General features: G+C 59.9%; 19 protein-coding genes. All 19 read right to left on the bottom strand.

Annotated features, from left to right (window positions below; translation table 11 throughout):
- Position 1 precedes the first annotated feature (1 nt).
- The 19 genes from secD to H2515_RS05540 all read right to left on the bottom strand — a co-directional run bounded on the left by secD (position 2) and on the right by H2515_RS05540 (position 20,205).
- Positions 2 to 1,786, bottom strand: a complete 1,785-nt coding sequence (secD, locus tag H2515_RS05630; protein WP_198661129.1) for a protein translocase subunit SecD — start codon at positions 1,784 to 1,786, stop codon at positions 2 to 4.
- A 10-nt stretch (positions 1,787 to 1,796) separates the two neighbouring features.
- Positions 1,797 to 2,132 carry a preprotein translocase subunit YajC gene (yajC, locus tag H2515_RS05625; RefSeq protein WP_014029552.1) on the bottom strand — a complete coding sequence of 112 codons (336 nt, stop codon included), beginning with the start codon at positions 2,130 to 2,132 and terminating at the stop codon, positions 1,797 to 1,799.
- Between the two features lie 41 nt (positions 2,133 to 2,173).
- Entirely contained in the window at positions 2,174 to 3,289 is a 1,116-nt protein-coding gene (tgt, locus tag H2515_RS05620; RefSeq protein WP_014029553.1) for a tRNA guanosine(34) transglycosylase Tgt, read from the bottom strand.
- On the bottom strand, positions 3,286 to 4,320 hold the full coding sequence (gene queA, locus H2515_RS05615) for a tRNA preQ1(34) S-adenosylmethionine ribosyltransferase-isomerase QueA (RefSeq protein WP_198661128.1): 1,035 nt from the start codon (positions 4,318 to 4,320) through the stop codon (positions 3,286 to 3,288). Before queA ends, tgt begins: the two co-directional genes overlap by 4 nt.
- Positions 4,321 to 4,328: 8 nt before the next feature.
- Positions 4,329 to 5,654 carry a hemolysin family protein gene (locus H2515_RS05610; RefSeq protein WP_014029555.1) on the bottom strand — a complete coding sequence of 442 codons (1,326 nt, stop codon included), beginning with the start codon at positions 5,652 to 5,654 and terminating at the stop codon, positions 4,329 to 4,331.
- A 38-nt stretch (positions 5,655 to 5,692) separates the two neighbouring features.
- Entirely contained in the window at positions 5,693 to 6,286 is a 594-nt protein-coding gene (locus tag H2515_RS05605; RefSeq protein ID WP_014029556.1) for a CBS domain-containing protein, read from the bottom strand.
- 63 nt (positions 6,287 to 6,349) lie between these two features.
- Positions 6,350 to 7,564 carry an O-succinylhomoserine sulfhydrylase gene (locus tag H2515_RS05600; RefSeq protein WP_014029557.1) on the bottom strand — a complete coding sequence of 405 codons (1,215 nt, stop codon included), beginning with the start codon at positions 7,562 to 7,564 and terminating at the stop codon, positions 6,350 to 6,352.
- Positions 7,561 to 9,006 (bottom strand): amidophosphoribosyltransferase, encoded by a 1,446-nt coding sequence (gene purF, locus H2515_RS05595; protein ID WP_065413706.1) that lies wholly within the window; start codon positions 9,004 to 9,006, stop codon positions 7,561 to 7,563. Before purF ends, H2515_RS05600 begins: the two co-directional genes overlap by 4 nt.
- The gene (locus H2515_RS05590; protein ID WP_014029559.1) at positions 8,996 to 9,493 is read right to left on the bottom strand and encodes a CvpA family protein; all 498 of its coding nucleotides are present in this window, start codon (positions 9,491 to 9,493) and stop codon (positions 8,996 to 8,998) included. Before H2515_RS05590 ends, purF begins: the two co-directional genes overlap by 11 nt.
- A complete protein-coding gene (locus tag H2515_RS05585) occupies positions 9,490 to 10,776 on the bottom strand; it encodes a bifunctional folylpolyglutamate synthase/dihydrofolate synthase (RefSeq protein ID WP_232821576.1) in 1,287 nt (428 codons plus the stop codon). Before H2515_RS05585 ends, H2515_RS05590 begins: the two co-directional genes overlap by 4 nt.
- A 31-nt stretch (positions 10,777 to 10,807) precedes the next feature.
- The gene (accD, locus tag H2515_RS05580; RefSeq protein ID WP_035190123.1) at positions 10,808 to 11,692 is read right to left on the bottom strand and encodes an acetyl-CoA carboxylase, carboxyltransferase subunit beta; all 885 of its coding nucleotides are present in this window, start codon (positions 11,690 to 11,692) and stop codon (positions 10,808 to 10,810) included.
- Positions 11,689 to 12,507 carry a tryptophan synthase subunit alpha gene (gene trpA / locus H2515_RS05575; RefSeq protein WP_198661126.1) on the bottom strand — a complete coding sequence of 273 codons (819 nt, stop codon included), beginning with the start codon at positions 12,505 to 12,507 and terminating at the stop codon, positions 11,689 to 11,691. The genes accD and trpA overlap by 4 nt, the downstream gene beginning before the upstream one ends.
- Positions 12,504 to 13,703: a tryptophan synthase subunit beta gene (gene trpB, locus H2515_RS05570; protein ID WP_198661125.1), complete on the bottom strand. Its 1,200-nt coding sequence runs from the start codon at positions 13,701 to 13,703 to the stop codon at positions 12,504 to 12,506. Before trpB ends, trpA begins: the two co-directional genes overlap by 4 nt.
- A gap of 10 nt (positions 13,704 to 13,713) precedes the next feature.
- On the bottom strand, positions 13,714 to 14,325 hold the full coding sequence (locus H2515_RS05565) for a phosphoribosylanthranilate isomerase (protein WP_198661124.1): 612 nt from the start codon (positions 14,323 to 14,325) through the stop codon (positions 13,714 to 13,716).
- Positions 14,326 to 14,384: 59 nt separating this feature from the next.
- Positions 14,385 to 15,182 (bottom strand): tRNA pseudouridine(38-40) synthase TruA, encoded by a 798-nt coding sequence (truA, locus tag H2515_RS05560; RefSeq protein ID WP_232821575.1) that lies wholly within the window; start codon positions 15,180 to 15,182, stop codon positions 14,385 to 14,387.
- A gap of 31 nt (positions 15,183 to 15,213) precedes the next feature.
- The gene (locus H2515_RS05555) at positions 15,214 to 17,484 is read right to left on the bottom strand and encodes a FimV/HubP family polar landmark protein (RefSeq protein WP_198661123.1); all 2,271 of its coding nucleotides are present in this window, start codon (positions 17,482 to 17,484) and stop codon (positions 15,214 to 15,216) included.
- Between the two features lie 60 nt (positions 17,485 to 17,544).
- A complete protein-coding gene (locus H2515_RS05550; protein ID WP_198661122.1) occupies positions 17,545 to 18,567 on the bottom strand; it encodes an aspartate-semialdehyde dehydrogenase in 1,023 nt (340 codons plus the stop codon).
- A gap of 7 nt (positions 18,568 to 18,574) precedes the next feature.
- A complete protein-coding gene (gene leuB, locus H2515_RS05545; RefSeq protein WP_198661121.1) occupies positions 18,575 to 19,651 on the bottom strand; it encodes a 3-isopropylmalate dehydrogenase in 1,077 nt (358 codons plus the stop codon).
- Entirely contained in the window at positions 19,648 to 20,205 is a 558-nt protein-coding gene (locus H2515_RS05540; RefSeq protein WP_065413712.1) for a hypothetical protein, read from the bottom strand. The genes leuB and H2515_RS05540 overlap by 4 nt, the downstream gene beginning before the upstream one ends.
- Positions 20,206 to 20,212: the final 7 nt, after the last annotated feature.

Genomic DNA, 20,212 nt, shown 5'->3' with positions numbered 1-20,212 from the left:
CTCAGATATATAACTTTTGCACGCGCCGCTTACCGAGGGCGAGTTCGATGATGCCACGACTCATCATAGTCGCGGTAAACATGGAGGTGATCACTCCGATAGTCAGCACCAACGCGAAGCCCTTGATGGCTCCGGTGCCAAACTGGAAGAGCACCAGCGCGGCGATAAGTACCGTGACATTGGAGTCCACAATGGTCGCAAAGGCCTTTTTAAAGCCGGCGTCGATAGCCGCACGGGTACTCATGCCGTGCCGTAATTCCTCGCGGATGCGCTCGAATACCAGCACGTTGGCATCCACCGCCAGGCCGATCTTCAGTACAATACCGGCAATACCCGGCAGCGTCAGGGTGCCGCCCATTATCGAGAGCACAGCCAGAATGGCCAGAACATTCACCAGAATGGCGAGGTCGGCAATCAGGCCAAAAGCCCGGTAATAAAGCGTCATGAAGAGCACGACAAAGAGCATGCCGAAGATCACTGCCATCACCCCGTCGTGGATGGAGTCCTGGCCCAGAGTCGGGCCAACGGTGCGCTCTTCCGAAATATGAACCGGCGCGGGCAAAGCGCCAGCCCGCAATTCAATCGCGGCATTGCTGGCGTCTTTCAAACCGGAGAATCCGGTAATCTGGGCCCGGCCCCCCGTAATGGCTTCACGTATCACCGGCGCGGTCACCACCTTGTTATCCAGCAGGATAGCCATGCGCTTGCCCACATTTTTGGTAGTCAGATCACCGAAGATACGGGTTCCCGCATTGTTGAAACTGACATTAACAATGGACTGGCCGCTACTGTTGTCTACCCCCGCGCTGGCATTGCTGAGATAGCGGCCCGTGAGCACCGTATCCGTGTAAAGCACGTAAGGCGCACCATGAACGCCGTAAAACAGGGCGGTACCGGGGGGCAGGTCACCTTTGAGCGCCGCCGCCATGTTGGCCTGATCATCCACCATCTTGAATTCAAGTTGGGCAGTGGAACCGATAATGGATTTGGCCCGCTGGGTGTCCTGCACACCCGGCAATTGCACGGCGATATGCGCAGCACCCTGACGCTGGATGACCGGCTCGGAAACGCCCAGTTCATCAATACGATTGCGAATAACGACAATGGCCTGTTGCAGCGCGTCGTCCTTCATTTTCCGGGCGGCATCGGGGGTGATACTTACGTCTAACACCGCATTAGGCTGCAGGGTGATGGCATAATCGGGATAATGCCCGGCAATAGCCTTTTGCGCCTGCGCCGCGACGGCGGCGTTTTCCATCTCGATGGCAAGACTTTGCGGTCCGGTTATATTGACCGCCAGATATTGCAGATTCTGGTGGCGGAGGAAGGTACGCAAGCTGCCGCTGTCCTGCTCCAGAGCATGTTTGATAACGGCATCGGTGTCGACACGCAGCAGGAGGTACACCCCGCCGCGCAGATCAAGACCCAGATTGACGGGTTTGCCGCCGAGACTGCTTAACCAGTCCGGCTCGGCAGACATCTGCGAAAGAATGACCTGAGCATTGCCTGGGAGTTTACTTTGCAGTAACGTTTCGGCCAGACCTTGGGCATCATTGTTGGGGAAAAAGAAGGTGCTCCCCGTCCCATCCGAGCTGACGCGGGTGACCGGAACTTTAGCCGCTTGCAACCAGCCCTGCATCGTGGCCACCGGCGGCAGGAGGGTTCCCGCGGGCGCGCGCACCTCTACGGCAGAGTGCCAGCCATAGAAGTTAGGCAGTGCGTAAAACAGGGAAGGCAATACAACTGCGAGGATAATCAGGTACTTCCACCATGGATAACGGGTCATGAACAGGCCTTTACAGTTTTTTCAGTGTCCCTTTGGGCAACAATAACGTCACTGAAGACCGTTGCACCTTTACAACAACCCCCTCGGCGACCTCAAGCTGCAAATATTCCTCACCCGCCTGCATGATCCGCCCGGTCAAACCACCCTGAGTGACCACCTCGTCGCCCTTGGAGATTGCCGCAATGAGCTGGCGTTGAGCTTTCGCCTTTTTCATCTGCGGCCGGATCAGGAGAAAATAGAAAATGGCGAAAATGATAGCCAGCGGGACGATCTGCATAAAAATGGCATCTGGACCATCCCCCGCCGCAGTTCCGGCATAAGCATTGGCGATAGGCGAAAAATTCATTGTGTACTCCAGATCAGGTCCGCGGGCCGCCATTGTAGCCTTTAGGCATCCACTAGGGAACCAGCGCGACGGCGGCGATAGAAATCATCGGTAAAAGCACCCACGCGACCGGCAGCAATAGCATCTCGCAGCCCCGCCATCAGCTCCTGATAGTAGTGCAGATTATGCAGCGTGTTCAGGCGTGCACCGAGAATTTCATGACTGCGCTGCAAGTGGCGCAGATAGGCCCTGCTATAGTTCTGACAGGTGTAGCAGGCACATTGCGGGTCCGGCGGCAGGGCATCTTTCTCATAACGGGCGTTGCGCAGCTTGAGAATGCCATCACGGGTAAAAAGCCAGCCATTGCGGGCATTGCGGGTCGGCATGACACAATCGAACATATCCACACCGCGACACACGCCCTCCACCAGATCCTCGGGCGTCCCGACGCCCATAAGATAACGCGGCCGATCTGCAGGCATCTGCGGCATGAGGTCCTCCAGCACCTGCATCATCTCCGCCTTGCTCTCCCCTACCGAAAGTCCGCCGATAGCAAGACCGGGGAAATCCAGTTGCTGCAATCCCGCCAAGGAACGCTGCCGTAAATCTCCATACATGCCGCCCTGGACGATGCCAAAGAGCTGACCCGGTCCGGCGTATGCGGCCCGGGAGCGCGCCGCCCAGCGCAAAGAAAGCTCCATGCTGACACGGGCTTCTGCGTAAGTGGCAGGGTGGGGCGTACATTCATCGAAGACCATAGCGATGTCCGAACCCAGCGCCGCCTGAATCTGCATGGACTCTTCCGGCCCCAGAAAGACCTTGTGGCCATCGGTGGGCGCACGGAACTGCACCCCTGCCTCCGTCAGCTTGCGCAGCGCGCCCAGACTGAACACCTGAAAACCGCCCGAATCGGTGAGGATGGGCCGATCCCAGTGCATCATCTTATGCAGTCCGCCGACCGCGCTGATGACCTCCAGGCCGGGACGCAGAAAGAGATGAAAGGTGTTGCCGAGGATAATTTCGGCCCCCAGGGTCTTCAGTTCCTCGGGAGACATGGCCTTGACGGTGCCATAAGTACCCACCGGCATAAAGGCAGGCGTCTGAATATTACCGCGGGGCAGGCGCAGAACGCCGCGCCGGGCTGCGCCATCACGGGCCAGCAACTGATAAATACTCATCGCTGTCCGACCTGGGGGGAAATCAACATCGCATCTCCATAACTGAAAAACCGATAACCCTCTGCCACCGCGTGGCGATAGGCAGCGAGCATGCACTCCATGCCGGCAAAGGCACAGACCAGCATGAGCAGGGTGGATTCCGGGAGGTGAAAATTGGTCAACAGCCCGTCAATCACCTGAAAGGTCTTGCCGGGATAGATGAACAGGCGGGTCTCCCCGGTGTAAGGGCGCAGCGTCCCATCCTGCGCCGCTGTCTCCAATGCGCGGCAGGCCGTGGTACCCACGGCAATCACCCGCTTGCCCCGCGCCTTCGCAGCGGCAACGGCTGCCACCGTCGTCGCACTGACCTCCATGGTTTCGGCATGCATGGGGTGCTCGGTAATGTCGTCGCTGCGCACCGGGAGGAAAGTCCCGGCACCGACGTGCAAGGTCACGAAAGTCCGCTCGACGCCGCGCGCCGCGAGCGCGTCCAGTAGCTGCGCATCGAAATGCAACCCGGCGGTGGGTGCGGCCACCGCACCGGGATGGGCCGCATAGATGGTCTGATAGCGCTCCCGATCACTGGCCTCCGGCGCGCGCCTGATGTAGGGCGGCAAAGGCATACTCCCTTCGGCTTCGAGAATGGGTAACCACTGGGCGTCCGCAGACAGGCTCAGACGGACCTCCATGCCATCCTTTTCCTCTACCGTGGCAACGGCGCCCGGCAAATGAAGGCGCATACCCGGCCGCAACGCCTTGGAAGATTTCGCCAGAAACCAACCTTCCCGGGCATCGACCAGCCGGTCGAGCAGCAGTTCGACCGCGCCACCCGTCGCTTTGCGGGCCTGCAAACGTGCGGGAAGCACCCGGGTATCGTTAAGTACCAGCAGGTCTCCGGGCTGGAGGAGGTCGGGCAGATCGCATATCCGCGCATCTTGCCAGGTGCCCTGGCGGCCATCAACGATGAGCATGCGCGCGGCACTGCGTTCCGCGAGAGGTGCCTGGGCGATCAGCGCGTCAGGCAATTCATAATAAAAATCACTTTTCTGCATGGGGCGTGTCAGGAAAACCAGTCGGATTCAGGTTGGTCGGGGTGCGGGATCACTTGCACCAGTGTGATGCGTGGACCTTTTTTACGCAAGACCACCACGTCGAAGCTGGGAAAAGTGATCCGCTCGCCCTCTTCCGGGACCCTTTCGAGTTGATGCATGACCAGACCGCCGATGGTATCCGCAGTTTCCTCGTCGATGTCGATGTGCAGGCTGCGCTCCAGGGAATATAGCGAGAGGCTGCCAGAACCTACCCAACTGCCGTCAAGGCGCCGCCGCCACTCCTGACGCTGGTGGCGGAACTCGTCGGGGATAACTCCAAGCAGGCTTTCCAGCACATGATCCAAGGTGACAAAGCCGGTGATGGTGCCCAAGTCATCCACCACCAGCGCGAAATGCGGGTGCCCGGAGCGAAAATGCGTCAGTAGATCCATGGCCGGCAATGCCTTGCCTACGGAGGGTAGCGGGCGCAGGAGTTGCTTCAGGTCACCCAGGTCTGAGTGCCTTGACAGTGCCGCAAAAGCGTCCTTGACGTGGAGCAACCCGGCGACATGCTGGCGATCTCCATCGCACACCGGATAGCGGGTAAAGCGATGGCGCATCATCACCTGGCGGATTTCCTCGGGGCTATCTTCCAGCATCAGACAGACCATCTCGGCGGCAGGACGCATCAAGTCGCCCGCCGTCAGCTCCGTAAAATCCAGGGTGCGATCGAGGATGTCTCCAGTGCGTTGACCGAGGGTGCCTTGCGCCTGACTGAGGGCCAGGATCATCGCCAGTTCATCGCGGGAATGCGGTGCATCACCGGCATGCTGATCCCCCCCTAGCGCAAAGAGGCGCAACACGATGCGGGTCGCGCCATTGAGCACCCAGATCGCCGGGTACATCAGCCAGTAGAAGGCATAGAGGGGTGCGCCGGTCCACAGAGACACCGCCTCCACCTTGCGGATCGCCAGAGATTTGGGCACCAGTTCCCCAATCACAATGACGACAAAGGAGATCAGGGCAAAGCCGACGGCGAAAGAAACGGACTTCAATAACGTGTGATCGGTCATCCCAAAAACCCTGAACATGGGTTGGAGCAAACGCGCGACGGTGGGTTCACCCACCCAACCGATACCCAGCGACGCAATAGTAATACCGAGTTGTGTGGCAGAGAGGTAAGCATCCAGCCGCCGATGCATCCGCATCAGAATGCGCCCGCGCAACCCATACTCCTGGGCCAGGGTACGGGCATGGGTACTGCGTAATCGCACCAGCGCAAATTCTGCCGCAACAAAAAAACCATTGAGCAGAATCAGCAGGGCTGCCAGCAGCAGCCCGTTGATCTCATGCACGGGAGACCACTCCCGCCCGCGCGTGGCGGGGGTGTCGTTCAGTCATCACTGGTGATGAGTTGCTCCAGCCCGGCAAAGCTCTGTACCACATCGTTGGTCTGTATGGGTACCCCCAGTTGTCGCGCTATCTGACTGATGGAAAACACACCGCGAATCTCTTCTCCGCGGAGTGTTTCTTCGCGCACCAGGGCGTGCTGACGCCCTGCCTTGCGCAGAGTGAGGACGACATCTCCCACGGTAGAGCGCTCCACTTCAGCGAAGTCGAGTACATCAATCTGCCCCAGCGGCACCATGATGTCCTGCACCTTGATGGAGTCCCGCACGACGTGGTTTTCGGCAGCCAGTTTGACGGGCTTTTCACCCATGAGGTCACGGGCAGTGGCCAGGCCGACCAGCGTACCGAAGTCATCCAGCACAAAAAGCATACGGACACCCGCATGAATCATGCGTTGCAGGGCCTGATCAATAGTGCTTTCCGGCTTCATCGTCACCGCGGGCACCCGACTGAGGTCGGTCATACTTTTGATCGCCATGTCACTGGGCGTCACTGTCAACGGTATCCCGTTATCAAACACGCAGATACGCGTGTCCGGCTGGAGTCCATAACGTTGTAATGCACGGAATCTTGTCATTTCATTATCTCCGTAGTTGAAAAAATGGCGGACAGACGCACTGCTGTCCAAGCACCGCGCAAATCAGGGGGCGGCAAGAGCGGCAAAGCCGCGCTCCAGATCATCGCGCAGGTCGTCAGTATGCTCCAGACCGACACTGATCCGCAGCAATCCATCGCCAAGCCCCGCCGCCGCTCGTACTTCAGGACTGACCCGACTGTGGGTCGTGCTGGCAGGGTGGGTAATGGTGGTCTTGGCATCCCCGAGATTGGCCGTCAGGGAGATCAGGCGCAGGGCATCCACAAAAGCCCACGCCGCTGCCTGGCCGCCACGCACGTCAAAGGCCAGAATGGCGCCCGGCAGGCGTTGCTGGCGCGCCGCCAAGGCTTGCTGGGGATGACTCTTGAGACCCGGATAATAGACCCGTACCACCTCCGGCCGTGCCTCCAGCCATTCGGCAATCTCCTGGGCATTGGCGCAATGACGCTCCATACGCAACCCGAGAGTCTCCAGACCTTTGAGCTGCACCCAGGCGTTGAAAGGACTGAGACTCGGACCCGCCGTACGCACGAAATTACGTGGCCCGCTATTGAGCAGTTCGGCACTGCCGCAAACCGCCCCGCCCAGGGTTCTCCCCTGCCCGTCCAGATATTTGGTGGCGGAGTGAACAACCAGATCGGCACCAAACTTGAGAGGCTGCTGCAAGGCCGGGGTACAGAAACAGTTGTCCACCACCAGCCAGGCATCATGCGCGTGGGCCAGATCCGCCAAGGCCTGTATGTCGCCGATCTCAGTGAGCGGATTAGACGGCGTTTCGAGGAAGAGCATCCGGGTATTGGGACGCAATGCGGCACGCCAGGCCGCCACATCCGCCAACGGCACAAAGCTCGTCTCCACCCCGAAGCGGTCGAGAATATTACTGAGCAGTTGCACCGTCGTACCAAAAATAGAGCGGGAGGCGACGATATGATCGCCCGCCTTGAGCATTCCCATGAAAACGGTCAGGCAGGCGGCCATGCCAGAGGCCGTGGCGACACAAGCTTCCGTACCCTCCAGCGCGGCGAGCCGCTCTTCAAAAGTACGTACAGTGGGGTTGGTGAAGCGCGCATAGATATTTCCCGGCGCCCTTCCCGCAAAACGCTCCGCGGCCTCTTCTGCCGAGTTAAAAACAAAGCTGGAGGTCGGGAAGATGGCCTCGCTGTGCTCCTGCTCCTGGGTGCGGTGGATGCCGGCCCGGATGGCGAGGGTTTCCGGGCGTAGCTGCCTCGCCCAGTCAGGATTGGAATCTTTGGGCTTCATCGCAACTCCTTGATCAGATGCAATTGCCGCGAGCCATGTCCTTCCGGCGTCGGCAAGGGATAGTCATCACTGAAACAGGCATCGCAAAAACCCTGCTCACGCCCGCCCACCGCCTCATACAGCGCTTCCAGACTGATGTAATCCAGACTGTCGGCACCAATGATTTTGCGCACCTCTTCTATACTGTGCTGAGCGGCAATGAGCTGGGAGCGATCCGGGGTATCAATGCCGTAATAACAGGGCCCGGTGGTAGGCGGCGCGCTGACCACAAAATGCACCTCGCGCGCACCGGCAGCCCGGACCAGACTGACGATTTTCGCGCTGGTCGTACCGCGCACAATAGAATCATCCACCAGGATCACCCGCTTGCCGCGCAGGATGTTGGGCTGGGCATTGAGCTTGACCTTCACCCCGAAATCGCGCCCACGCTGTGCCGGTTGAATGAAAGTGCGTCCCACATAGTGGTTACGGATTAAACCCAGCTCGAACGGCAAACCGGAAGCCTCCGCGTAACCCATAGCCGCAGCGACCCCAGAATCAGGAACGGGCACCACCAGGTCCGCCTCCCGCGGGTGCTGGCGTGCCAAGGCCTGGCCAATACGTTTACGCGCTGAATACACGTGAACCCCATCCAGGACGCTATCCGGACGCGCGAAATAAATATATTCAAAAATGCACATGCGCCGACCGACAGGGGCGAAAGGCTTACGACTCTCGATACCCTCTTTGGAAATAATGATCAGCTCGCCCGGCTCGACATCGCGGACGAATTCCGCCCCCATGAGGTCAAGAGCGCAAGTCTCAGAGGCCAGCACAAAGCCACCCGAGTCAATCAGTCTTCCCAGTACCAGTGGCCGAAAGCCCATGGGATCCCGCGCCCCAATCAGTCGGCTCTCCGTCAGACAGACCAGCGAATAAGCGCCGGAAACCTGCCGCAGTGCTGCCGCCAGGCGAGTGCCCGTGTCATCACCCGGCACCCGCGCCAGCAGATGGACGACAACCTCGGTATCCATATCCGTGTGGAATATAGCCCCTTCCCGCTCCAAACGGGTGCGGAGTTCAGCCGCGTTGACCAGGTTACCATTATGACCGACGGCAAAGGCGCCATGACGATAATTGATAAATACCGGCTGGGTATTCCGCAGTACGGAACCCCCAGCAGTGGAATAGCGCACATGACCGATCGCCTGATCACCGGGCAGCTTGCTGATCTGCTCCAAGCCGAAGACATCGGCTACCCGCCCCATACCGCGCTGCACATAAAGCTTGCCCTGATCGCCAGAAACGATACCCGCCGATTCCTGCCCCCGGTGCTGCAGGGCATAGAGGCCGAGATAAGTCAGATTGGCGGCTTCCGGATGACCGAATACGCCAATGACCCCGCATTCATCATGAAAATGGTCATCATCTACGGCATGCTGCACCACATTGTCATTTTGCAATTTTTTGCGACTCCAGATAAGACACGGCAGGTGCCGTCAACAATTGCGACCAGTGTTTCACCGGTTCCTGTGCCAACCAGGAACTCTCCCACCAAGGAGACTGGGACAAGGCCGAGGACTGCACCAAGGTGACCACAATGGCAATCAACACGAGCCCCCGCAAGAAACCAAAGAACGTCCCCAAAAAGCGATCCGTCGCCCCGAAACCAATACCATATAATAGCTTACGGACCAGAAAAGCGCACAGAGTACCAACGATCAGACAAGCAAAAAAGAGGATAAAAGAAGCTAGCGGCACCTTCCAGCCTGCGGGGATCTGCGACGACAACTGAGGCGCCAGCCAAGTTCCGCCCCAATTCCACGCCACATAAAATCCGCCAACCCATGCTACCAGTGAAAAAAACTCGCGCACCATTCCGCGAAAAAGCCCCCAGAGCGCGGACAGCAGCACCAGACCAACGGTAGCGGCATCTACCCAGAACATCATGCCGGGTCACTCTGCAACCACGCCATGGGCAACTGCTTGACGAGGTGAAAAGAGCCGAAGCAGAGCAGAATATCGCCGCCCGCCAGAGTCGTTCTTGCCGCCGCCAGGGCCTGTTCCATGCCGACACCTGCGGATACTGTTGTCGCATTCATTCCCTCAAGCACAGCGCCAATTTGCGTCGTCGCAGCCGCCCGCGGGGTATCAGTGATCTCCAGCACCTGCCAGGCATCCACCCAGTGCAGCAGTGGCGCGAGCGTCCCGGCCATATCTTTGTCAGCAAGCATGCCAACAATGGCGTGACAACGCGCGGCGCCTTTTCGCGCCGCCAGCAAGGCCGCCAGCTGCCGCGCCGCCTGGGGGTTATGGGCGACATCCACCAGCAGATCAGGACCGGCCTTCCCCCAGGGCTGACGCCACTGGCAGCGTCCCGGCAACTCCGGCGCCCGCGTCCATGCGGAGATGACTGAATCGGGCACCGGCAGCTTTGCCTCCAACAAAGACAGCGCCGCTACCGCCAATGCCAGATTGGCCCATTGTGACGGTGCTGCCCACAAGGGTGCAGGCACCTGTTTCTCTTGCCCGAATCCCGACCATTTCCCGCGCAGAGGATCAATATGAAAATCCCGCCCCAACTGCCGCAGGGGCACGTCAGCGCGTACCGCCGCTGCCAATACCGAAGCGCAGGGGTCTTCCGCATCCCCATAGAGGGCCGGCACCTTACGCCGGAAGATACCGGCCTTTTCCCGACCGATGGATGCGCGATCGGACCCCAGCCAGTCCTGATGATCCAGGTCCACGGTGGTGACGATACTACAATCAGGGGTAAAGGCATTGACCGCATCCAGACGTCCCCCCAGGCCGACCTCCAGAATCGCCACATCGACCCCGGTGGCTAACATCATCCGCACCGCAGCGAGGGTCGCAATCTCAAAATAGGTAAGCGGAATCTGGCGTGCTGTGTCGGCTATTTCTGTAAGTTGCCGGCGCCAGAGGGATTCAGATGCAGGCCGACCATCCAGCCGCAAACGTTCAGTAAACTGCCAGAGGTGCGGGCTGGTATAAGCGCCAACGCGATAGCCCGCCTGCCGATAGAAGGCCTCCAGATAAGCCACCGTGGAGCCCTTGCCATTGGTGCCCCCTACCAAAATCACCGGCATGGGCAAACGCGCAGGAATCTTCAGCGCCGCTAAAGCGGCCAGCATCCGCTCCAGACCCATGACAATTTGCTCGGGTGGCCCGGCAAGTTCAGCGACCCGATCACTGAGGGTATCTGGGAAAGACACCACCGGCTACACCCGCCCCCGTGTCCGGCTGTTAATACGCACTCTCAGCATGCGTCAGCATCCTCAGCATCTCGCTCACCACCGTGCGCATCTGGCGACGATCGACAATCTGGTCAATGGCGCCGTGCTCCAGCAAATACTCCGAGCGCTGAAAACCCTCCGGCAGCTTTTCGCGGATGGTCTGCTCGATCACCCGCGGTCCGGCGAAGCCGATCAGCGCCTTGGGCTCCGCAATCAGGATATCCCCCAAGGTCGCCAAACTGGCAGAAACACCGCCCATAGTCGGGTCGGTGAGCACCGAGATGAAAGGCACCCCCGCCTTGGCCAGGCGCTCCACGGCGGCAGAAGTCTTGGCCATCTGCATCAGGGAAAAAAGTCCTTCCTGCATCCGAGCCCCACCGCTGGCACTGAAGCAGACCAGTGGACAACGTTCCGTCAGCGCCGTCTCCGCCGCCTTGGCGAAGCGGGCGCCCACCACCGAGCCCATACTCCCGCCCATGAACTCGAAGGCAAAGGCCGCGGCCACCACCGGGCGCCCTTTGAGGCGGCCACGCATCACCACCAGGGCATCGTTCTCTCCGGACTTGGCCTGGGCTTCCTGCAGCCGATCCTTATAGCGCTTCTGGTCCTTGAAACGCAGGGGATCCACCGGGACGTATTCCTTCGCGATCTCCAGGCGGGGCTCCGCATCGAGGAAGCAATCCAGGCGCTGCCGGGCACTGATCCGCTGATGATGTCCGCAGTGGGGGCAGACGAAAAGGTTCTCCTCTAACTCCGTGCGGTAGAGCACCACCTGACAGGTGGGGCACTTGGACCACAGGCCCTCGGGTACGGTACGCTTATTCTCGGTTGCGCTGGGGGTCGCTATGGGCGCTTTTTTTATTTTGGGCGGCAGCACCCGATCGAACCAACTCATACGCCTCTCCTTTCCGTTGTCCGCACGGCCTGGGCCAGCGGCTCGATAAAGCGGCAGGCCGCATCAATGGCTTCCTGATCCGTCGCACACGCCGCCAGTTGCTCGACCAGCGCACTGCCGACCACCACCGCGTCGGCGCCGGTCGCCACCCGCGCCACCGTCGCCGCATCGCGAATGCCAAAACCGATGGCGACGGGCAGACCCAGTTGCCGACGCAGATCCTGTACCCGTTGCAGAACTTCCGCCCAGTCCGCCTGGGCCGCGCCGGTAATGCCACGCAGAGAAACGTAATACACAAAACCGCTGCCCATACTGCGAACGGTCACCACGCGTTCCGGGCCGCTGGTGGGCGCCAGCAGGAAAATAGGATCAATACCGTGCTGCTGGAGAACGACAGCTTCGCCGCGCCCCTCTTCCGGGGTCAGATCCACCAGGATGACCCCGTCCACCCCCGCCGTCGCAGCAGCCTCGGCGAACGGGGTTATGCCCATGGCTTCCACCGGATTCAGATATCCCATGAGGATGACGGGCGTGTGGCTGTTGGTCATGCGGAATTCGCGCACCCACTCCAGTACCATGCGCAGTTTCACCCCCCGCGCCAACGCCCGCTCGCTGGCGCGCTGGATGCTGGGACCGTCGGCCATGGGGTCGGAAAAGGGCATTCCCAGTTCGATGGCATCGGCCCCGGCAGCGACCAGCGCGTGCATCAGGGGCACGGTCGCGCTCAGCGAGGGGTCACCCGCCGTCATAAAAGGAATGAGGGCGGCACGACCCGCATCCTGGAGTTGAACAAACAGTCCGCCCAGACGACTCATAAATGAATCCCCTCGAGAGCGGCGACGGTATGAATATCCTTATCCCCTCGCCCGGACAGGCTGACGATAATGGTTTGATCAGAGCGCATGCTTGGCGCCAGGTGGAAGGCATGGGCCAGTGCATGGGCGGTTTCCAGTGCCGGAATGATGCCCTCGGTGCGGCACAAGCGATGAAAAGCGGCCAGCGCTTCTGCATCGGTAGCGGCCACATATTCTGCCCGCCCGCTGTCCTTCAGATAGGCATGCTCGGGCCCCACCCCCGGATAATCCAGCCCCGCCGAGATGGAGTGCGTCGGCAAAATCTGGCCGTCTTCATCTTCCATCAGGTAGGTCCGGTTACCATGCAGCACTCCTGGACGTCCGGCGGTCAGAGGGGCGGCATGCTGTCCCGTGCTGAGTCCCAGTCCGCCCGCTTCGACCCCGATCATGCGCACCGCCTTATCTTCGATAAATGGATAAAACAGCCCGATGGCATTACTGCCCCCCCCCACGCAGGCGATCAGACAATCGGGGAGCCGCCCCGTCAGATCGAGGCACTGGGTCCGAGCCTCGTCACCGATCACCCGGTGAAATTCCCGCACCATGACCGGGTAAGGATGCGGTCCAGCGGCCGTCCCGATCACGTAAAAAGTGCTTTCAACATTGGTTACCCAGTCACGCAAGGCTTCGTTGAGCGCATCTTTCAGGGTACGCGTACCACTGCTTACCGCCGCCACCTGCGCCCCCAGTAAACGCATGCGAAATACATTGCTGGACTGACGCTGGATATCCTCTTCGCCCATATACACCAAGCATTCCATACCATAGCGGGTCGCGACCGTCGCCGTGGCGACGCCATGCTGCCCTGCGCCCGTCTCGGCTATTACCCGTTTTTTGCCCATACGCCGGGCGAGCAGAGCCTGACCGACGGCATTATTGATTTTGTGTGCACCGGTGTGGTTAAGATCTTCCCGCTTGAGGTAAATCTGCGCCCCCCCCAGTTCCCTGGAGACACGCGCCGCATGATAGAGCGGATTGGGACGACCGACAAACTGGCGCAACTCACTGTGCAGCTCGGCACGAAACTCCGGATCCCGTTGCGCCTCCTGATAGGCATGCTCCAGTTCCTCCAACGCCGGAATCAGGGTTTCTGCAACAAACCGCCCGCCGTAAGGCCCATAGTGCCCGGATGCGTCCGGCAAAGCATAAGTTCCCATTTTCTCTCCCTCAGGCACTGCGCACCCGCGCAACAAACTGTGCCATTTTGTCATGATCTTTGCGTCCGGGCGACATCTCCACCCCGCTGCTCACATCTACCGCATAAGGCCGGGCGATAGCGATAGCTTCGGCAACATTGCCGGCATGCAGCCCGCCGGCCAAAATCCAGGGCTTACCCAGATCCGCCAGCCGCCACCAGTCGAAACTCTGGCCCGATCCTCCCCAGACTCCCGGCACTGCACAGTCCAGAAGCAGTCCTTGCGCGTCATGATAAGCATCCACCGCTGGTCGCAGATCTTGCGCCGCCGTCACCCGCAGCACCTTAATATAGGGCCGGTCAAAATTGCGACAGAAGGATGGCGATTCATCGCCATGAAATTGCAGGACATCCAAAGGGTATTGCTGCAGAGTTGCGGCCACTTCAGCAGCATCTGCGTTGACAAAAAGGCCAACGCGGGTGATGAAGGGCGGCAAGGCCGTGAGAATTTCCTGGGTACGCGCAGCATCTAAAGCCCGCGGGCTTTTACGGTAGAATACCAGTCCGATGGCATCCGCACCGACAGCCGCCGCCGCGCGCGCGTCCGCTGCATTCGTGATACCGCATATTTTGATACGTACCATCAGCGCATTCTAACACCGCGACATGCAGAAAGCATGAGTGCCGTCATCCGGTGCGCCCGTTAATCCCCTATCAAGAAACCGGCGTCCACCGCATCCACCGGCAACCCGAACTCCGCAGGGTAACGCGGCGCCACAAAATAGAGGCCGCCCGGTGGGGCCGTAACGCCAGCCTGACAGCGATCGCAACTGGCCAGCACCTCTGCTGCCCAGCCCACGGGTCGGTCACCCTTGCCTATGGCAATCAGCACCCCCGCAAGATTACGCACCATGTGATGCAAGAAACCATTAGCCTCGGCATCAACGGCGATCAGATCGCCTCGACGCGTGACTTGCAGTCGGCACAAATCCCGTATGGGGCTTTTGGCCTGACAGGCAGAGGCGCGAAAGGCGGAAAAATCATGGGTCCCCTGTAGAGTTTGCGCTGCTACCTGCATGGCTTGCACATCCAAAGGGCGATATATCCAAGCCGTGTGGTTCCGCCATAGTGCTGATTTTTCACGCTGATTGAGAATCATATAACGATAACGCCGCGCCATGGCGGAGAACCGGGCGTGGAAATGGTCCGGGACAGCCCGGGCCCAACGCAGTGCCACGCCTTTGGGTAAGCAGGTGTTGGCACCACGTACCCAAGCCTCGGGGGGACGCACGACCGGGCTGTCAAAATGCACCACCTGACACAGGGCATGCACCCCCGTATCGGTGCGCCCGGCAACGATGACGCTGACCGGACACTGGGCCACATGACTCAGCGCTGTTTCCAGAACACCTTGCACGCTTTCCTGATCCAACTGGCGTTGCCAGCCACAGAATCCATGGCCATCGTATTCAAGCCCCAAGGCCCAGCGGGTGCCAGCCATTGGCACAACGGATTCCATTACCAAGCGCAGCTTAAAGCGTTTTCAGCAACTGCCTGGCTTCTTCCTGCTGAGCGCTGCTGCCTTCCCGCGTCACTTCCATGAGCAAATCGCGCGCCGATTCGCCCTCTCCCATTTCCACATAGGCCTTGGCCAGGTCGAGTTTGGTACCGACCGCGTCCCAATCCGCAACATCCTGGACAGCATATGCTTCCCCAGTGGCAGGAGATTCCACGGCTGCGGAAAAAGCGGCAGGCAGGGTGGGCGTGGATGGTTCATCAGGCCGGACCAAGCCGAACAAGGGCGCGGCAGCTGGAGCTTCCCACGCTGTGGGGGATTCTTCTGAATTTGAATCGACATCCAGCGTCTCACTGGTTCCACGAGTCTCATCCATCAACCGAAACTGCTCGTCAATGTTTTGCAGAAGCCGGGCTTTCTCCTCCGGCGGGAATTCTTCTTCTGCCGCTGCGGCCGGCTCCACTGGGGTATGACCAAAGTGGAAATCCAACATATCCAAGGGAGCATGTGCCGCGGACTCTTCCACAGGCTCAGCAGGCAACGGTATCTCAGTAACAGGCTCGGGAACTGTCGCCGTCGTCTCCGCAGCGCTGGCAAAGAGCGCATTACCGGGAAAAAGCCGTGCCCCCTGTAAGGCCACTTCCTGCCACACAGCATTATGCGGTCCGAAACGCCCCCGCATGCGTTCAGCGAGATCCAGATACGCCTCATGGCGATCCAGATTGGCATAAATATCGAGCAGCTTGACGTACAGTTCCTTACGCCGTGGGTTCGCTTCGAGAGACTCATTGAGCACGGAAACTGCCTGTTCCGCCTTACCGTAGGTCAGGTAGAGATCGGCCTGTTCAAGTGGATCGACTTCCGCGCCGGCATATGCATCCTTGGCGCTTTCCTCCGGGTGATTTACAGATAGGGCAAGACCTGGCAGGGCATCATATATGGGTGCGCCGACCGCAGCAGGCTGGACACTCGACGGCGGCGAAACAACGGGGGGCGGCGCTGCACTAAGCACCGATGTGGGAGACTGGGGTTGAGGACTCGCCTCTTTCGGTGCCGCACTCAAAGTAGAAATTCGCTGCGAAATCTCGCGCTGGCGCTGTTCCGCCTCTTTTTGTCGACGTAGCATCCAGAGGAACAAAAGCAGCAGAAGAATATTACCGCCTAACGATATGAGCAGCGGAAAGTCATTAAACAGACTGCTGTTACCTGTCGTCCGGGAAAGGGTCGCAAGTTGCACTTCCTGACTGGCCAGCAGACGCGCCTCTGCGTTCAGGCGCTGACCCAGACTGGCCACTTCGACCATCAATTTTTGGTTGTCATCACGCAGTACCGTATCCGCCACCGGCAACTGACCTGTTGTGGCAGCGGAGGCGGCGCTGGCTACGACAGCGGTAGCCGCTGCCGCAGGTGCACTGGAAAGCACCAGATGCGTCGAGTTACCGGCGGTTTTCACCGCTGCTGCCACAGCAGCGGCCGGTGCAATAACCGGGGGCGTTGCGGCAGGCGCAGTAGCAACAGACACACTGTTCGCATGCTGGGCAGACAACCAAGTACTGGCCTGCGCGGGTGAAACGGACTGCACCTGTGCCAGACTGGGCACCATCAGCATGCTGCCGGCATAGAGGTAGGTAGGATTGCCGTCCTTAAAGGCCCGCGGGTTGGCCTTCACCAGAGCGGCCATGACCTGGTCGAGGGTGACCGCGCTACTGCGTGTAATATCTTGAGCCGCCTGGAACAGAGATCCATTGACCGGCACCGGGCCATAACGGTTCACCCTGGACCAACCATGATAGATGCGGGCAGGTGCTGCGTGGCGGCCGGGCTGCAGCATTGTCGGCGAGGCGCTGGTCTGCGGAGCAGACATCATGGTCCGGGGTGCGGAAACCACGTTAGCTCCGGCGTTGTATGCCGCGTATTCGCGTACCATCTGCCCTCCCGACCAATCCATCTGCACCAGGAAATGCAGCGCTGGCTGAGCCAGTGGCAGTGGCAGTGGACTACTGATCAATATGGCCGGTCTGTCACCACTTCGCACCGTAAAGTGCCATTGATCCAGTGCACCAGCCTTGGGAAGATTGATCATTGCGAAGGCGCTGGCAGGTGCCAGACCGGCACTGAGACTGGCTTCGCTTTGCGGATTCAACGACTGTATGGAAATTTCTGCACGAAAAGGTTCTCCCGGCGCTGAAAGCACATGCAGCCCGCCAAGCCCCAGCGCCTGCGCCATACCCGGCAAGAGGAGGCCCATGCCAGCCATGACCCACAACCAGTTCTTCCTATCCATCATTATCTTCCTCATTTTGGTAACAGATGCGCAGTTCGACAAGCATGCTTGCCAATAACATCTCTATAAATAGTCGCGAACCAGTAACTCTGCAATCTGTACACTGTTCAGCGCCGCCCCTTTGCGAATATTGTCAGCCACTACCCAAAAATTGATTCCACGTTCATGGGAGCAATCGCCGCGAATACGACCTACATAGGTGGCATCCTGCCCCGCTGCATCCAGCGCTGAAGGCCAGGTGGCGGTGCTGCGATCATCGACGACAACGACGCCCGGCGCCTTTTCCAACAACGCGCGGACGGCCCCTGGCGTAATAAGTTCACGGGTTACCACATTGACCGCTTCGGAATGGCCATAAAACACGGGCACCCGTACACAGGTGGCAGTCAGCGCAATATCCGGAATCTCCAGGATCTTGCGAGTCTCCCAAAGCATCTTCATTTCTTCCTTGGTGTAGCCGTTTTCCTGAAAAACATCTATTTGCGGCAGACAGTTGAAGGCAATCCGCTTGGGAAACACCTCGGTAACGCCCTCTTCATGACGAAAAATCGCCAGGGTCTGCTGCCCCAGTTCTTCAATGGCCCGCCGGCCCGCACCACTGACCGCCTGATAAGTCGCGACCACCACCCGCTCGATGCCCGCCACATCGGCGATGGGTTTTAGCGCCAGCAGCATCTGGATAGTCGAGCAATTGGGGTTGGCGATAATACCGTGGCGCCGGTAATCGGCAATCCGCTGCGGATTTACTTCTGGCACCACCAACGGGATTTCATCGTCATAGCGGAACTGAGAGGTGTTGTCGATGACCACACACCCGGCAGCCACTGCCTTTGGGGCATACTCTGCGCTGACCTTGGCACCGGCAGAAAACAGCCCGATATCGACCTGCGACCAGTCAAAAGTCGCCGCATCTCGGACCAGAACCTGCTTGCCCGTGAAGGGCAGGCGCCCACCCGCCGAATGGCTGCTGGCCAGCAGATAGAGTTTATCCACCGGAAACTTCCGCTGCTCGAGAATCTGCAGCATGACCTCACCAACAGCTCCGGTAGCGCCCAGAATAGCCACGTTGTATCGTGATTTTTGCATCTGTGTATCAATCCTTCAGGTTCAGGGCGTTGACCACCGCGGCACCCATGGCGCTGGTGCCGATTACCGGCGTTCCCGGCGCTGCGATATCCGCCGTGCGCAGGCCCTGCTCCAGCACCAGCTGCACCGCCGCTTCCACCCGCTGCGCCCAGGGTTCGGCGTTGAGGGAATGGCGCAGCATCATCGCCACGGACAGAATCGTGGCCAGGGGATTCGCCTTGTCCTGCCCGGCTATGTCCGGCGCCGAGCCATGGATGGGCTCATACATCGCCCGGCCCTCGCCCAGTGAAGCCGAGGGCAGCATACCGATGGAACCGGTCAATTGACTGGCTTCGTCAGAAAGAATGTCACCGAACATATTGCCGGTCAGCAGCACGTCGAACTGTGCCGGGGCGCGAATCAGTTGCATGGCGGCATTATCCACATACATATGGCTGACCTGCACATCAGGATAGTCCCGTGCCACCTCGGTGACCACCTCGCGCCACAGACGCGTGGCCTCCAGGACATTGGCCTTGTCCACCGAGCACAACTGCCTACGGCGCCCCTGGGCAGCGCGGAAGGCTACATGGGCGATACGGCGAATTTCATCCTCGTCATAGACCATGGTGTTAAAGCCACGGCGCTTGCCGTCGACCACTTCCAGGCCGCGCGGCTGACCGAAGTAGATGTCCCCGGTCAGCTCGCGCACCACCAGGATATCGACATCACGTACCAGCTCCGGACGTAGGGGCGAGGCATCCAGCAACTGCGGAAAAATCTGCGCGGGACGCAGGTTCGCGTAGAGATCCAGGCCCTTGCGCAGGCGCAGCAGTCCCTGTTCCGGGCGTTTGGCAGGTGGATACGCGTCCCAGCGGGGGCCGCCTACCGCGCCCAAAATGACCGCATCCGCCTCCATGGCCAACTGCAAAGAGGCTGCCGGCAAGGGATCATCGCTGGCGTCCAGCGCGGCCCCGCCCACCAGGCCTTCACTACAACGCAGGCCAAGGTGGGCAGCCTGATCCACGGCATCCAGCACTTGCCGGGCAGCCGCCACGATTTCCGGACCAATGCCGTCACCGGCGAAGATGGCTATTTTTTTCATACCAGATCCTTTTTCATCACGACACGAATAATAAATGGGTTTTCCGTCCCCGGGTGGGGGTTTTCGGGAATATGGGTAAAGGGATAGACTCCGGCACCGAGACCATGGGCATCGGCGTTGACAATGGCCTGGTCTTCCGGCGTGGCCGTTTCCGGCTTCAGTAGAGTCAGGCGCAGCCCCGCCGCGCCTTCGCGCTCCCGGGCGGCTTCCACATACATGCGCCGGGTAATCTCGGCGTGCAGCACCCGAAAGAAACGCGCCACGGTGTCGGTATCCACGCCAAAGCGCGCCTGCAATCCGGCCCTTGCCGCCAATTGCTGGGCGCTGACGCGCGGCATATCCCGGAGGAAGTCACCGCTCCGCGCCGTCTCCAGCAGAATCTGACGCAGATCGGGATTTTCCGGCAACAGACCAAAACCATTGTAGTGCAGAATAAAAAGGGGCTCCGGCAAGGGGAGTTCCGCCACCCGGTCCTGCGCCGGGATACCCGCATCTATCACGACTCCGCTGGGCGGGGCGACAGGCTCCATCTTGCCCCGCAACCAATTCCACATAACCGCT

The sequence above is a fragment of the Acidithiobacillus ferrivorans genome (assembly GCF_016250455.1).
Lineage (GTDB): Bacteria > Pseudomonadota > Gammaproteobacteria > Acidithiobacillales > Acidithiobacillaceae > Acidithiobacillus > Acidithiobacillus ferrivorans.
The sequence above is the reverse complement of the archived record's forward strand: the minus strand, read 5'-3'. Positions and strand labels throughout refer to the sequence as shown.

Bases quoted from the DNA above. Each gene is read 5' to 3' on its own strand.
- H2515_RS05605 (WP_014029556.1), bottom strand. From the start codon at position 6,286: ATGACAAGATTCCGTGCATTACAACGTTATGGACTCCAGCCGGACACG.
- trpA (WP_198661126.1), bottom strand. From the start codon at position 12,507: ATGAGTCGTCTGGGCGGACTGTTTGTTCAACTCCAGGATGCGGGTCGT.
- trpB (WP_198661125.1), bottom strand. From the start codon at position 13,703: ATGGGAACTTATGCTTTGCCGGACGCATCCGGGCACTATGGGCCTTAC.
- H2515_RS05565 (WP_198661124.1), bottom strand. From the start codon at position 14,325: ATGGTACGTATCAAAATATGCGGTATCACGAATGCAGCGGACGCGCGC.
- H2515_RS05540 (WP_065413712.1), bottom strand. From the start codon at position 20,205: ATGTGGAATTGGTTGCGGGGCAAGATGGAGCCTGTCGCCCCGCCCAGC.
- H2515_RS05550 (WP_198661122.1), bottom strand. From the start codon at position 18,567: ATGCAAAAATCACGATACAACGTGGCTATTCTGGGCGCTACCGGAGCT.
- accD (WP_035190123.1), bottom strand. From the start codon at position 11,692: ATGAGTTGGTTCGATCGGGTGCTGCCGCCCAAAATAAAAAAAGCGCCC.
- H2515_RS05600 (WP_014029557.1), bottom strand. From the start codon at position 7,564: ATGAAGCCCAAAGATTCCAATCCTGACTGGGCGAGGCAGCTACGCCCG.
- tgt (WP_014029553.1), bottom strand. From the start codon at position 3,289: ATGAGTATTTATCAGTTGCTGGCCCGTGATGGCGCAGCCCGGCGCGGC.
- leuB (WP_198661121.1), bottom strand. From the start codon at position 19,651: ATGAAAAAAATAGCCATCTTCGCCGGTGACGGCATTGGTCCGGAAATC.
- yajC (WP_014029552.1), bottom strand. From the start codon at position 2,132: ATGAATTTTTCGCCTATCGCCAATGCTTATGCCGGAACTGCGGCGGGG.
- secD (WP_198661129.1), bottom strand. From the start codon at position 1,786: ATGACCCGTTATCCATGGTGGAAGTACCTGATTATCCTCGCAGTTGTA.
- H2515_RS05555 (WP_198661123.1), bottom strand. From the start codon at position 17,484: ATGATGGATAGGAAGAACTGGTTGTGGGTCATGGCTGGCATGGGCCTC.
- H2515_RS05590 (WP_014029559.1), bottom strand. From the start codon at position 9,493: ATGATGTTCTGGGTAGATGCCGCTACCGTTGGTCTGGTGCTGCTGTCC.
- truA (WP_232821575.1), bottom strand. From the start codon at position 15,182: ATGGCTGGCACCCGCTGGGCCTTGGGGCTTGAATACGATGGCCATGGA.
- queA (WP_198661128.1), bottom strand. From the start codon at position 4,320: ATGCAGAAAAGTGATTTTTATTATGAATTGCCTGACGCGCTGATCGCC.